Source organism: Enterococcus eurekensis (genome assembly GCF_042654605.1).
GTDB classification, from domain to species: domain Bacteria; phylum Bacillota; class Bacilli; order Lactobacillales; family Enterococcaceae; genus Enterococcus_I; species Enterococcus_I eurekensis.
On sequence record NZ_JBHSGT010000025.1, the window covers coordinates 56,974 to 71,279 of the forward strand.

Below are 14,306 nucleotides of genomic sequence, written 5' to 3' on the forward strand. Positions count from 1 at the left end.
TCCTTAATTCAATAGAAATATGGTAAAATTAATAACAGTGAACAAAAGAATGATCGTATGAAAATATAACCACAACTTGTTCGATAGATAAGTAAAAGAAGTAGGAGGGAATCCCATCCATGGCAAAAACAGGAATGTACGTTGGCCTTGATATCGGTACAACGTCTGTTAAAGTAATCGTAGCAGAGTATGTCGATAGCCAAATGAATATTATTGGTGTTGGAAATGCTAAATCAGAAGGAATTAATCGTGGAATTGTCGTTGATATTGATAAAACAGTTCAAGCAATTCAAAGAGCAGTAGGACAAGCAGAAGAAAAAGCAGGCATCAAAATTCGTCAAGTGAGTGTTGGTGTACCAGCGAATCTTTTAGAAGTTGAAAATTGCCAAGGAATGATCGCTGTTAGCGGTGATTCTAAAGAAATTACAAATGAGGATGTTAAGAATGTTGCTTCAGCAGCACTTGTACGTTCTGTACCACCAGAAAGACAAATCATTGCGATTCAACCGCAAGAATTTACAGTCGACGGCTTTGAAGGAATCAGAGATCCTCGGGGCATGATTGGTGTACGTCTTGAAATGTTCGGTTTATTATTTACTGGACCAAAAACAATTATTCATAATATTCGTCGTTGTGTTGAAAAAGCTGGATTGGCGATTAGTGAAATGGTGATTACACCACTAGCATTAACGGAAACAATCTTATCTGATGGCGAAAAAGATTTTGGAACAATTGTGATTGAAATTGGTGGTGGGCAAACGACAACTTCTGTCATGCATGATAATCAACTGAAATTTACTCATGTGAACCAAGAAGGTGGCGAGTTTGTCACAAAAGATATTTCAACGGTTTTAAATACGTCGTTTAACAATGCAGAAGCATTAAAAATCAATTATGGTGACGCTTATCCAGAGCGTACGTCTGCGAGTGAAGAATTCCCAGTCGATGTTATTGGTAAATCAGAACCAGTTAAAATTGATGAACGCTATTTATCAGAAATTATTGAAGCTCGTATGGAACAAATCTTTAATAAATCAAAAGAAGTTTTAGATGAAATTGATGCGCTTGATTTACCAGGTGGCGTTGTGCTAACTGGTGGAGCGGCAAGTATGCCAGGTATTGTTGATTTAGCACAAGAAATCTTTGGCGTTAATGTAAAATTATACGTACCGAATCATATGGGCTTACGTAACCCAGTCTTTACAAATGTGATTAGTATTGTTGATTACTCAGCAAATTTAAACGAGGTTTATCAATTAGCGAAATTTGCTGTAACCGGTGAACAAACGCATGTTGAACCAGTCGCAACCTATCAAGAACCATCATATGAAACAAATTATGAAGCAGCAGATGAATCAGAAACTTCAGTAGAAGAAACAAATAATGCAAGTGTTGTTGATAAAGTAAAAGGCTTCTTTTCAAGTATTTTTGATAATTAATTTTAGGAGGAACTTAAACGATGGAATTTTCAATTGATAATAATGTCCACGAAGGTGCAGTAATTAAAGTTATCGGTGTCGGTGGTGGTGGCGGAAATGCTGTTAACCGTATGATCGAAGAAAACGTTAAAGGTGTAGAGTTTATCGCTGTTAACACAGACGTTCAAGCATTAAAAAATTCAAAAGCAGAAGTAGTTATTCAATTAGGCCCTAAATATACACGTGGTCTAGGTGCAGGTTCACAACCAGAAGTTGGTCAAAAAGCGGCTGAAGAAAGTGAACAATTAATCCGTGAAGCATTAGAAGGCGCTGATTTAGTCTTCATTACTGCTGGAATGGGTGGCGGAACTGGTACAGGCGCGGCTCCAATCGTTGCTGGAATTGCAAAAGATTTAGGCGCATTAACAGTCGGTGTTGTCACACGTCCGTTTACCTTTGAGGGTCCAAAACGTGGACGTTTCGCGGCAGAAGGTATTGCAAAATTAAAAGAAAATGTTGATACATTATTAATCATTTCAAATAACCGTCTATTAGAAATCGTAGACAAGAAAACACCAATGCTAGAAGCATTCCGTGAAGCGGATAACGTATTACGTCAAGGTGTTCAAGGTATTTCTGATTTAATTACTGCTCCAGGTTACGTAAACTTGGACTTTGCTGATGTGAAGACAGTGATGGAAAATCAAGGGACAGCCTTAATGGGTATTGGTGTTGCCAGCGGTGAAGAACGTGTCATCGAAGCAACGAAAAAAGCGATTTCTTCACCGTTATTAGAAACATCAATCGAAGGTGCAGAACAAGTCTTATTAAACATCACTGGTGGCTTAGATATGACATTGTTTGAAGCACAAGACGCTTCTGATATCGTAGCAAACGCTGCAAGTGGGGATGTGAATATTATCTTAGGTACTTCAATTAATGAAGACTTAGGCGATGAAATTCGCGTAACAGTCATTGCGACAGGAATTGACCCGTCAAAAAAAAAGGACGTTAGAGGCAGTCGTCCAGCGAGAACGTCACAACAAGTGAATGCTCCCGTTCAACGTCCTGTCTTAGACCTTGACCAAGCACAACCTGTACATGAAGCAGAAGATAATACTTTTGGTAATTGGGATATCCGCAGAGATCAAAACGTGCGCCCTAAAATTGAGGAAACTCAATTTGATACGATTGAAAAAAAAGATTTCGAAACATTTAATCGTGAAGAAGTGAAGCCAAATGACGACGAATTAAACACACCACCATTCTTTCGTCGTAAAAGATAAGGAGGCCAGAGCACATGATTTCTGATAACTTGCAGAAAGTAAGGCAAGAGATACAGAATTCCTGTGCTCTTGTTTCTCGTAATAGCGACGAAGTGACTTTAGTCGGTGTTACGAAAAGCGTTGATAGTAGTAAAATGAAGGAATTGTACGACTTAGGCTTAAGCGTTTTTGCTGAAAACCGAGTAGATGTTCTTCTCCGAAAACAAGCAGAGTTGATTGATTATCCAAAGATTGAATGGCACTTTATTGGCCATCTCCAACGCCGAAAAGTCAAAGATGTCATTAATCGAATTGACTATTTTCATGCCTTGGAAAGCTTAAAGCTCGCTGCTGAAATTCAAAAACGAGCAAATCACATTATTCGCTGTTTTGTTGAAGTTAACGTTTCAGGAGAAGTAAGTAAACAAGGTTTGCGCCCAGAGGAAGTGCGTTCTTTTATTAAAGAACTAGCAAACTATGATAAAATAGAAGTTGTTGGTTTAATGATGATGGCTCCTTATGACTCAACAAAAGAAGAACAAAGGGCCTATTTTACACAATTAAAAAAATTACAAGAAGAAATACACGCTCAAAACGATTCCAATGAACCTTGTACGCAGTTGAGTATGGGGATGTCAAATGATTACCAAGTGGCAATCGAAGTGGGAGCGACTTATGTTCGAGTAGGCAGCGCACTATTTGAGGAAGAGTGAAGGAGGAAGATATGATATGTCTCTAAAAGATCTGATTGGTAACATGGGTAGTTTTTTTGGTCTAGAACATAATGAAGAACTCCATGAGGTTGGACAACAAACACAACATAAACAGCCGGATACACGGAGCTTTCAAAAAGTTCCGCCATCACCGAAAAAACAAAATATGGTGACGAATCCGGCTCAAGGACAAAGGGTCCCAAACAGAGAGCCACAAAGAACGACAAGAGTGGATCCTGCCCAACAACAACGACCACAACAGCAGCGTCCAACGCCTACGCGAAAACAACAAGCAGTCGAAAAAAAGGTGGTTGCAATGCCTGCTGAAAGAAAAGCAACACGTACACGTGATGCTGCAAATAACTCAGCGAGTACAATCATGGTCTTAGAACCTCGTGTTTATTCAGAAGCAATGAAAATTGCGAAACATGTGATGGGTGGCAAGTCGGTATTAGTTAATTTTCATTTGATGGAAGAACATCAAGCCAGACGCGTTGTTGATTTCCTAACAGGAACGGTCTATGCAGAGGATGGCGATATTAAGCGCGTTTCCGATGAAATGTTTTTATGTACACCAAAAACAGTTGAAATCGAAGGAGCGGCAAAATCACTTGTCCAAAATGAAATGTTTGATCTTAGCGAAATGTCGCTATAAAAGGAGGAAGGAACGCATTTGTTCGTGTTTTGGTTAATTCAACTTATTAGTAAAGCAATCTATTTATATACGGTATTGCTTGTTATTTATGCATTATTATCTTGGTTTCCAGGAGGATATCAATCAAGTTTTGGTCGCTTTTTAGCTAAAATTTGTGAACCTTATTTAGGTTTGTTTGATCATTTAAATTTATCTTTTGGGCCAGTTAGTTTCAATATTGCGTTTGCCATTATCGTGTTGCAATTAGCATCGCAGGCATTAATTTTAATCTTAAATAGAATTGTTTTTATGTTCTAGAATGTGGAAAAAAAGGGGGGGAACTTCGATGGATACCAATATATATCAACATTTTCGTCAAGATGAACATCCATTTATTGATTTAGTCGGCGATTGGTTAGAGCAGGTTTCTTTTCAGTATGCCCCTTATTTGACCGAATTTTTAGATCCAAGACAAGCTTATATTTTAGAAACCTTGGTTCGACAAGAAACGGACTTAAAATTTAAATTTTTTGGGGGATATGGAGCGGCTGAACGTGTCCGCTGCATGATTTATCCAGAATATTATGAACCGCAGCAAGAGGAGTTTGAAATCGTCTTATTTGAAATCAATTATCCTAAAAAATTTGCCACGCTTAGTCATGGTAAAATTTTAGGGACTTTAATTGGCTCAGGTATGAAACGAGAAATGTTTGGGGATATTATTTCTGACGGGGAAAATTGGCAAGTTTTTGTAGCAAAAGAAGTCGCTTCTTATCTACATATGCAAGTCAATAAAATCGGAAATGTCTCTGTTCGTTTGGATATGAAAAATTACACAGAAATAATCACACCAAAAGATGGCTGGGCACAAGAACAAACAACCGTATCATCTTTACGCTTAGATACGGTCATTTCAACCGTCTTTAATATTTCTCGCCAACGTTCAAAGCAATTAATTGAATCAGGAAAGATTAAGATTAACTGGGTTGAGACACAAAGGCCAGATTTTATGTTAGACTTACTAGACATTGTTTCCATCCGCGGCTTTGGTCGCATACAACTTCAAGGAATTGAAGGGAAAACAAAGAAAGAAAAAATTCGTTTAACATTAGGTGTCTTGCGAAAATAAATTAAGAGGTGAAAAAATATGGCTTTAACTCCATTAGATATTCAAAATAAAAGTTTCCAAACAAAAATGCGTGGGTACGAAAAAGATGAGGTTGATGATTTCTTAGACTTAATCGTTCGAGACTACGAAGATGCCGTTCAAAAGAACCGCGAATTAGAAAAAGCTTTAAAACATGCAGAAGAAAAACTTGAGTATTTCAATGAATTGAAAGATGCATTAAACCAATCGATTATTGTAGCTCAAGACACAGCGGACAAAGTGAAAACAAGTGCGAGCAAAGAGTCTGAAGTTATCGTGACATCTGCTCAAAACAAAGCCAATGAAATGGTAGCCAAAGCTGAAAAACGTGCCGATTCATTAACTCGTGCTGCAGAAGAAAAAGCCAAAGAAATTTTAACTGAAGCGACAGAAAATGCTCGTCAATTAGCAGTAGAAACGAATGACTTGAAGAAAAAGACACGTGTTTTCCACAACAGCTTATCATTAATGTTAGAAACACAATTAAACCAAGTGAAATCACCAGAGTGGGAAGAAATTTTAGCACCATTTTCAAGTTATGTTCAAGATAGTCATCAAGTGATTCGTGAAGTTTTAGCGAAAGAGCTTGACAATGAAAATGAATCTGAAGTAAACTCTAGTCAAGTAACTGATAATGAAACAGATTATACGGTTTTAGAAGCCAATGAAAAAGTCGTTCATGTATCTGATAACGAAAATAACTAATAACTTAAAATAGAACAGAAAAATGGTTTGTATTTTTTTAGCGAGTTGACGATAGTGAGAGGTCAATAAACCCTGCATCCCATTAGATCCTCTATTTTGTTTGATTTTGAAAGCTAGTAGAAATCAACGATTAATCTCGTTAACGATTCTAAAGGAAAATGAAATATCATTTTCGAACTTTGGGTGGTACCGCGATACGTTCGTCCCTTTTTGTGGGATGAGCGTTTTTTTGTGCTTAAAATGAAAGGAAGAGATAAACAAGTGAAGATGAAAGAAACGTTACATTTAGGTAAAACAGCTTTTCCAATGCGTGGTAATTTGCCAAATCGTGAAATCGAATGGCAAAAAGATTGGGAAGAAAAAGATATTTATGGTTTACGTCAAAAATTAAATGAAGGCAAACCAACCTTTGTCTTACACGATGGCCCGCCATTTGCGAATGGAAATATCCACTTAGGCCACTCGTTAAACAAAATCAGTAAAGATATTATTGTTCGTTCGAAATCGATGTCTGGTTTTCGTGCGCCGTACGTTCCTGGCTGGGATACCCATGGTTTACCAATTGAACAAGTTTTAGCGAATAAAGGCATTAAGAGAAAAGAAATGACATTGGCAGAATACCGTCAAAAATGTTATGACTATGCCTTAACTCAAGTTGATAAACAACGAGAAGACTTCAAACGCTTAGGTGTTTCAGGTGAATGGGATAACCCATATATCACACTAACGCCAGACTACGAAGCAGCAGAAATTCGTGTGTTCGGTAAAATGGCTGAAAAAGGCTATATTTATAAAGGCTTAAAACCAATTTACTGGTCACCATCAAGTGAATCTTCACTTGCTGAAGCTGAAATTGAATATAAAGACGTTAAATCTGCTTCAATTTACGTGGCTTTTCAAGTAGCAGATGGCAAAGGACTGTTAGATAATGATACTGCTTTCGTTATCTGGACCACAACACCTTGGACGTTACCAGCCAACCTTGGAATTTCAGTAAACCCAGACTATACATACGTTCAAATTTTAGCTGATGGCCGTAAATTTGTAGTAGCGAAAGATTTGTTAGAAACGGTAACTAACGCAATTGGTTGGGAAAATGTTGAAGTATTGAAAGAATTCTCTGGTGACCAACTAGAAATGATGACAGCTCAACATCCGTTTTACGATCGTACTTCGTTATTAATGTTAGGGGATCACGTTACCTTAGAAGCCGGAACAGGTTTAGTTCACACTGCACCTGGACATGGTGAAGATGACTACATTGTGAGTCGTCGTTATGGTTTAGAGGTTATTTCTCCAGTTAACGGTCAAGGTGTCTTCACCGAAGAAGCACCGTTATTTGAAGGGGTATTTTATGATAAAGCCAATCCAATGATTACAGAACTATTAACTGAAAAGAATGCCTTATTAAAATTAGACTTCTTTACACATAGTTATCCGCATGACTGGCGAACAAAAAAACCAGTAATTTTCCGTGCAACACCACAATGGTTTGCATCAATCGATAAATTCCGTCAAAACTTATTAGACGAAGTTGAAAAAGTGGATTGGTTATTGCCGTGGGGGAAAACACGTCTTTACAATATGGTCCGTGATCGTGGCGATTGGGTAATTTCACGTCAACGTGCATGGGGTGTGCCATTACCAATTTTCTACGGTGAAAATGGTGAGCCGATTATCACACCAGAAACAATTGAACACGTAGCAAAATTGTTTGAAGAACATGGTTCAAATATCTGGTTTATGAAAGAAGCAAAAGAATTATTACCAGAAGGTTTCACTCATCCAGCATCGCCAAATGGTGAATTTACAAAAGAAACAGATATCATGGACGTTTGGTTTGACTCTGGTTCATCACATGAAGCTGTGTTGCGTCAAAGAGAAGATTTAACTTTCCCAGCAGATATGTACTTAGAAGGATCTGACCAATACCGTGGTTGGTTTAACTCAAGTCTGACAACAAGTGTAGCCATTAATGGCGTTGCACCTTATAAATCTGTCTTATCACAAGGGTTTGTCCTTGATGGTGAAGGTCGTAAGATGAGTAAATCATTAGGCAACACGATTTTACCAGACAAAGTGATTAAACAAATGGGTGCTGATATTTTACGTCTATGGGTAAGTAGTGTAGATTATGAAGCTGATGTGCGTGTGTCAATGGATATCTTAAACCAAGTATCAGAAGTTTACCGTAAAATCCGTAACACGATGCGTTTCTTAATCGCCAATACAGAAGACTTCAATCCAGAAACCGACCGTGTAGCGTATGAGGATTTACGTTCGGTAGATAAATACATGGTCGTACGTTTAAACCAAACAATTAAAGAAATCCGTGAAGAAGGCTATGAAAAATATAACTTCTTACAAATTTATCGTACGGTGATGAACTTCTTAACGATTGATTTATCATCATTTTATTTAGATTTTGCGAAAGATGTTGTTTATATTGAAGCAAAAGATGATCATCAACGTCGTTCAATGCAAACTGTTTTCTATGATGTCGCGAAAGAATTAACGAAACTATTAACACCGATTATTCCGCATACAGCAGAAGAAATTTGGTCATTCTTAAAAGAAGAAGAAGCTTATGTACAATTAGCAGAATTCCCTGAGTACCAAGAATTCCCAAATCAAGCGGAGTTATTAGATACATGGTCAGCATTTATGGACTTTAGAGACAATGTCTTAAAAGCCTTAGAAGAAGCCCGTAACGAGAAATTAATTGGTAAGTCATTAGAAGCGAAAATGACGATCTATCCAACTGAACCTATTGCAAGCTTGCTAACAGCAGTTAATGCGAATTTATCACAATTACTAATCGTTTCTCCTGATTTCTTTGAAGTTAAGGCAGTTGGTACAGAAGTTCCAGAAGCTGCGATGAAATTTAATGACGTGGCTATTTTAGTAGAAAAAGCCGATGGTGCCGTTTGTGACCGTTGCCGCCAAGTCAAAAATGATGTTGGAAGCGATGAACAATTACCAACACTTTGCGGCCATTGTGCAACAATTGTAACAAGCGAATTCCCTGAAGCGGTTGCTGAAGGATTTGAAGTATAAGAATAATCAAAATCGTCTAGAGAAATACTTCTAGGCGATTTTTTGGTTGTAGGTCAATAGCTAGGTTCTAAATTTTTATATTAAAAGCCCCCTGTGAGTGATATTCCCAGGGGGTTAAATGGTTTCAAATATTATAATAAGTTCCGTTCACGGTACCATTCATCTGGATGCCAAATCCATTTGAAGCCATCTTTTTTGAGCAAATCAAAGGCCGCGTCTGGACCCATTGTACCAGCAGGATACGTTTCACAACCTTCGTCGCTTTGATCCCATGTTTGACGAATAACATCAACAATGCGCCAAGATTGAGCAACTTCTTTCCAGTGAGTAAAGTTGGTTCCGTCACCTTTTAAGGCATCTAATAATAGTTTTTCATAAGCTTCAGGTGTATTTTCAATCGTTTCCGCGCTGTTACGGTACGCCAATTGAGTTGGTAACATATTAAATGAAGGACCAACTTCTTTACCATTCAATGATAGCGAGAAGCCTTCAGTTGGTTGAATATAGATTGTTAAAACATTTGGATCTAAATCTTTTTGTTTACATTCTGCACCAACTTCTGATTTGAATAAGTTCACAGGCACTTGTTTAAAGACCACGTTAATTCGCGTGCCTTTTTCAGTAAGGCGTTTACCTGTTCGAACATAGAAGGGGACCCCTGACCAACGAAAATTATCAATCGTAAATTTACCCGCAACGAAAGTTTCTGTTTTAGAGTCCTCCGCAACGCCAGGTTCTTCTAAGTATCCATCGTATTTACTTTCTGCTAGACGACCGGCAACATATTGTCCGCGAATGAAATTTTCTTTGACTTCTTCTGGTGTGTAAACACGCACCGATTCTAAAGCTTTAATTTTCTCTGCACGAATTTCTTGCTCTGAAAAAGCAACAGGTGGTTCCATTACAAGTAGTGATAAGACTTGTAAGATATGATTTTGAACCATATCTTTTAAGGCACCACTTTTATCGTAGTAGCCACCACGATCTTCAACACCTAAATTTTCAGCGATTGAAATTTGGATATTGTCGATATAGCGGTTATTCCACATTGATTCAAAAATATTATTCGCAAAACGAATGGCAGAAATATTTTGAATCATTTCTTTTCCTAAATAATGATCAATACGATAAATTTCATTTTCAGCAAAAACACTAGTGATCTCTTTATTTAGTTGGTCAGCTGTTTCATAGTCTGTACCAAAAGGCTTTTCAATAATCACCCGGTGATAACCGTCTGATGTTAGCATGCCTTGTGATTCTAAATGTGAAACAATTGTACCAAAAAAAGCTGGAGACATCGCTAAGTAATAGAGGCGATTTCCCTCAAGAACATATTTTGTGTCGAGTGTATCGGCCAATGATTTTAACTTATCATAGTGTTGTGTATCGTTAACATCATGTGATTGATAATAAAAATGAGAAGAGAAGGCAATCGCTTCTTCTTCTGTAGGATTTAAGTACGCAATCGTTTCTTGGACGATTTCACGGTATTTTTCATCTGACCATGGTCGTCTTGCTGTACCGATAACCGCAAAAGACTCCGCTAGGCTTCCTGTTTTGTATAAACGAAACAAGGAAGGATATAATTTTCTTTGGGCTAAATCCCCTGTAGCACCAAAAATCGTAAATAAGACTTTGTTTTCTTTCATTGTTATCACTCCTTTTATAATATATCAACAAAAATTGAGTTGGCTGCCTTGTAGCTAACTACGACTTTTTTTGTTTCATTGCTCAGTGTAATCGGACCTTCGTAAGGTGAGATGTTGGTAATCTCATATTCTTCATCTAAATGAAGATCAATCATCACAAGGTAGTCAAGTAATTCTCGTTCATCAAGTACACGAGCGATTCGAATTTTTGAGTGAACGGGGTAGGAGGCGAGAAGCTCTCTTTTTTTTTCGCGAACTAAGTGATTTTCCTTAGGAATCATGCCGCCATGCGGGCAATATTTTGGTGAGTTGAGGTATTGATCAAGTCTAGAGGCTAAAGTACTTGAAGTAATGTGCTCTAAAACTTCTGCTTCTTCATGAACATCGTTCCAAGAATAACCAAGGTGTTCAACTAAAAAAACTTCCCATAAGCGATGTTTGCGAATTAAAGAACTCGCTAATGTCAGACCAGTTTCGGTTAACTGTACGCCTTGATAAGGGACATGGTGAATAAAGTCTTCTTTTACCAACTTCGTAATCATTTCGCTAACGGAAGCAGCTGAAACATTTAAACCGGCAACAATTTGTTTATTACTGATTTGTTTTTGCTCGCCACCAAGCTCTAAAATTAATTTTAAATAGTCCTCACGATTTGGTGTCATCATTTTCTTCATTCCTTCCATATGAAGTTGATTCTATCAAAAAATCCCTTTATTTACTACCTAAAAGAAATAGAAGTTATAAATAATCAAAAAGACTGTGACAGATAATCCTTACTACCATCAAAATAGTCGGAATTAGCTGTGTCACAGCCTCAAAATATTAAATTAAGCCCAGTTTCCGTTACGGAATACAGGAACTTTTGTACCATCTTTACGAATACCATCAATATTCATTTCACTTGAACCTATCATAAAATCAACGTGTGTATTGCTGCGGTTAATGCCTGCTGCGATTAATTCTTCTTCAGACATTTCTGTCCCACCTTGTAAGTTGAAAGCATATGCTGAACCAAAAGCTAAGTGGTTTGACGCATTTTCATCAAATAAAGTATTAAAGAAAGTAATACCTGATTGAGAAATTGGTGAAGGGTCTGGAACAAGTGCGACTTCACCTAAACGTTTAGCGCCTTCGTCTGTATCTAATAAGTTAGCTAAGACTTCTTGTCCTTCTTCTGCAGAGAAGTCAACAACTTTTCCATCTTTAAACGTGAATTTCATACCTGAAATAATACTTCCAGCATAACTTAATGGTTTTGTACTTGAAACATAACCATCGACACGATTCGCATCAGGTGCTGAGAAAACTTCTTCTGTTGGCATGTTCGCATTAAAAATTTCACCACGAGTATTTGAACTGTCACCGCCATCCCAATGATGATTTTTCGGCAAGCCAACGATTAAGTCTGTTCCTGGAGCTGTATAATGTAAAGCAACGAACTGTTCTTCGTTCAATGAAACAGCTTTTGATTGTAAGAGTTCATTGTGTGTTTTCCAAGCTGCTACCGGATCTTCGGTATAAATGCGTGTTGTTTTGAAAATTTGATCCCATAGAGCGTCTTTTGCTTCCTCATCAGCTAAATCAGGGAAGACTTTATTTGCCCATTCTTGTCCAGCTGCTGCAACGACTGTCCAAGATAATTTATTCGCTTGTGTTGCTTTACGAACGTTAATCATTGCTTGGCCTGCTGCTTTTTGATAAGTTGCCACACGTTGTGGATCAACGCCTGCTAGCGCACCTGGATCAGATGAAACAACGCTAATTCGACTAGCGCCTAATTCGACCCATGAGTCTGATTCGTCAACACGGTATTGTGGAATGTTTTCTAAACGATCCTGGTCAGCATGTAAGTAGAACTCTTTTTGAATAGCATCGTCAGTCCATTTGACGATAACCTCTGCTGCACCTAAAGCGTAGGCTTTTTTCGTAATCAAGCGCGCGAGCTGACTTTGATCGACGCTAATATTTAAAACGACTGTGTGCGATTTTTGGACATTAACCCCAGTCGCGACAATTAACTCTGCGTATTTTTCTAGATTTTCATTAAAATTTGCTAAAACCATTTATTATTCCTCCTTCATTAAATGACTATCGTTTCTAATTATAGCACTTATTTTATTTTAACAAAATATTTGACTTCATTTATTTATACAAAAAAACAGCTAAAATTTAAAATTTATTGAATAAAGCCGATTAACAAGGCTCTAAATTACTCTTTTTCCAAAAAAGATGTTAAAATAAAACAAAGAGTTGGGAAGAGTAAATGACAAAATGCATAGAAGGAGAATGAGGAAAATGGCACGGAAAAAGACGATTACAAGAGAACAAATTTTAGTTGCTGCTCATCAAGTGATTTCGGATAAGGGCTTTTCTCATTTTACCGCGCGCAATATCGCTACTCAAATGAATTGTTCAACACAACCAATTTATTTAGAGTTTAAAAACATGGATGATTTAAAAGAAGCGCTGTTTCATCTGATGGCTGAAAAGACCTCCGAAGATTTCTTGAACTCCGCAACTCAAGCACCTTATTTACCGAAATTAGGTCTATCATTTATTATGTTTGCGAAAAACAATCGACAACTGTATCAATCTTTATACTTAGAAGAAGAATTAGGTGCTAAAACAATGCAGTTGGCTTTTCAAGAATGTTTTAATACTTTATTAGCCAAAGAAGAAAATGCAGAGACACTATCTGAAGATAGCAAAAAAGAGAAGTTTATGATTTTTTGGATTTATGTTTCAGGAATGGCTTCGATGGTGAGTCAACACATTTTAACTTATTCAAACGTGGAATTAGAAACAATGCTCAAAGCCTTTTTGAAGTCAACTAAAAAAGACAAGAGTGAAATGCAGCCGTTATTTACGTTAGGTAATTTATTTAGAAACTAAAAATAGGAGCAACAAATGGTGGGCTTTTTGTAATGATGAGAATCAGCAACAACACAAAAAGCACAAATTCATTTGGCTCCTATTTTTTATGATTCTTTGTCAAATTGGATTGAGGGCTAAAATTAAGCTACGTATCTCTAGAAAGTTAACTTAAGAGGAGGAAATAAAATGGGATGGTTATATTTAATTCTTAGTTTAGCAATGTTGATAGCTTTTGTGTGGAGTTGGTCTAAAATGCCTAGTATTTTGAAAGAATGGACAGATAAAAATTAAGAATGATTTCCTAGTTTTTATATTAATCAAAAAATGGGCCTGAGAAATTATTTCTAATTTCATCAGTCCCATAAATTTTAGAGTCTTTATTATTGGCCAGCTGCTTCTACAAGTTCTTTGGCAAATTTTTCTAGGTTCTGGATATCTTCTTCTTCAGCCGCTAGGTCTACTCGGACTTTCGTTGCGCCTTGTGTGGCACCGGTTGTTAAGAAAACTGCTTCAAAATCATCAATCGACTTACAGAAATAATCGTAAAAAGTATCACCTGAACCACAGACACCAAAAATTTTCCCAGTTAAGTCAACTTCTTTTAAATCTTCATAGAAGTCCACAATTTCATCAGGTAGCTCACCGTCATCATATGTATAAGTGGCAACGATACAAATATCAGCGTCTTCAAAATCCGAGGCATCAACTTGAGTGCATTCTTCCATTTCTACTTCTATTCCTAAATTTTCCAATGCTTCAGCGACAATATCGGCAATTTCTTCCGTATTTCCTGTCATGCTAGCATAGACAATCTTTGCTAAGGTCATAATATCCTCCTATGATT

13 protein-coding genes and 1 other annotated feature are annotated in these 14,306 nt (G+C 37.2%); of the genes, 9 read left to right on the forward strand and 4 right to left on the reverse strand.

Translation table 11 applies throughout. The features are described from left to right. The first annotated feature begins 119 nt into the window (after positions 1-119). The 8 genes from ftsA (at position 120) to ileS (ending at position 8,939) form a co-directional block, all read left to right on the forward strand. Entirely contained in the window at positions 120-1,439 is a 1,320-nt protein-coding gene (gene ftsA, locus ACFO3L_RS04565; protein ID WP_379964302.1) for a cell division protein FtsA, read from the forward strand. Positions 1,440-1,459: 20 nt separating this feature from the next. Beyond that, complete coding sequence (ftsZ, locus tag ACFO3L_RS04570) at positions 1,460-2,704, forward strand: cell division protein FtsZ (protein WP_379964304.1); 1,245 nt, start codon at positions 1,460-1,462, stop codon at positions 2,702-2,704. Positions 2,705-2,718: 14 nt separating this feature from the next. Continuing rightward, positions 2,719-3,396 carry a YggS family pyridoxal phosphate-dependent enzyme gene (locus ACFO3L_RS04575; protein ID WP_379964306.1) on the forward strand — a complete coding sequence of 226 codons (678 nt, stop codon included), beginning with the start codon at positions 2,719-2,721 and terminating at the stop codon, positions 3,394-3,396. A 16-nt stretch (positions 3,397-3,412) separates the two neighbouring features. Next, a complete protein-coding gene (locus ACFO3L_RS04580; RefSeq protein WP_379964308.1) occupies positions 3,413-4,051 on the forward strand; it encodes a cell division protein SepF in 639 nt (212 codons plus the stop codon). Positions 4,052-4,069: 18 nt separating this feature from the next. Then, entirely contained in the window at positions 4,070-4,348 is a 279-nt protein-coding gene (locus tag ACFO3L_RS04585; RefSeq protein WP_379964310.1) for a YggT family protein, read from the forward strand. Between the two features lie 28 nt (positions 4,349-4,376). Continuing rightward, the gene (locus ACFO3L_RS04590) at positions 4,377-5,159 is read left to right on the forward strand and encodes a YlmH family RNA-binding protein (RefSeq protein ID WP_379964312.1); all 783 of its coding nucleotides are present in this window, start codon (positions 4,377-4,379) and stop codon (positions 5,157-5,159) included. Positions 5,160-5,177: 18 nt separating this feature from the next. Then, complete coding sequence (locus ACFO3L_RS04595) at positions 5,178-5,882, forward strand: DivIVA domain-containing protein (RefSeq protein WP_379964314.1); 705 nt, start codon at positions 5,178-5,180, stop codon at positions 5,880-5,882. Next, positions 5,879-6,093: a binding site (T-box leader), on the forward strand. (Overlaps the previous gene by 4 nt.) A 50-nt stretch (positions 6,094-6,143) precedes the next feature. After that, entirely contained in the window at positions 6,144-8,939 is a 2,796-nt protein-coding gene (gene ileS, locus ACFO3L_RS04600) for an isoleucine--tRNA ligase (protein ID WP_379964358.1), read from the forward strand. A gap of 131 nt (positions 8,940-9,070) precedes the next feature. Here the strand turns inward: ileS and zwf are convergent, their stop codons facing one another. From zwf to ACFO3L_RS04615, 3 genes are all read right to left on the reverse strand, one after another. Continuing rightward, entirely contained in the window at positions 9,071-10,588 is a 1,518-nt protein-coding gene (gene zwf / locus ACFO3L_RS04605) for a glucose-6-phosphate dehydrogenase (protein ID WP_379964316.1), read from the reverse strand. 14 nt (positions 10,589-10,602) lie between these two features. After that, the gene (gene efaR, locus ACFO3L_RS04610) at positions 10,603-11,250 is read right to left on the reverse strand and encodes a transcriptional regulator EfaR (RefSeq protein WP_379964360.1); all 648 of its coding nucleotides are present in this window, start codon (positions 11,248-11,250) and stop codon (positions 10,603-10,605) included. 165 nt (positions 11,251-11,415) lie between these two features. Then, entirely contained in the window at positions 11,416-12,651 is a 1,236-nt protein-coding gene (locus tag ACFO3L_RS04615) for an aminopeptidase (protein WP_379964318.1), read from the reverse strand. A gap of 232 nt (positions 12,652-12,883) precedes the next feature. Here ACFO3L_RS04615 and ACFO3L_RS04620 point away from each other — a divergent pair, with 232 nt between their 5' ends. Further along, complete coding sequence (locus ACFO3L_RS04620) at positions 12,884-13,480, forward strand: TetR/AcrR family transcriptional regulator (RefSeq protein WP_379964320.1); 597 nt, start codon at positions 12,884-12,886, stop codon at positions 13,478-13,480. Positions 13,481-13,842: 362 nt separating this feature from the next. Here the strand turns inward: ACFO3L_RS04620 and ACFO3L_RS04625 are convergent, their stop codons facing one another. Next, positions 13,843-14,289, reverse strand: coding sequence for a flavodoxin (locus ACFO3L_RS04625; protein WP_379964322.1), 447 nt, complete (start codon positions 14,287-14,289; stop codon positions 13,843-13,845). Between the last annotated feature and the right edge of the window lie 17 nt (positions 14,290-14,306).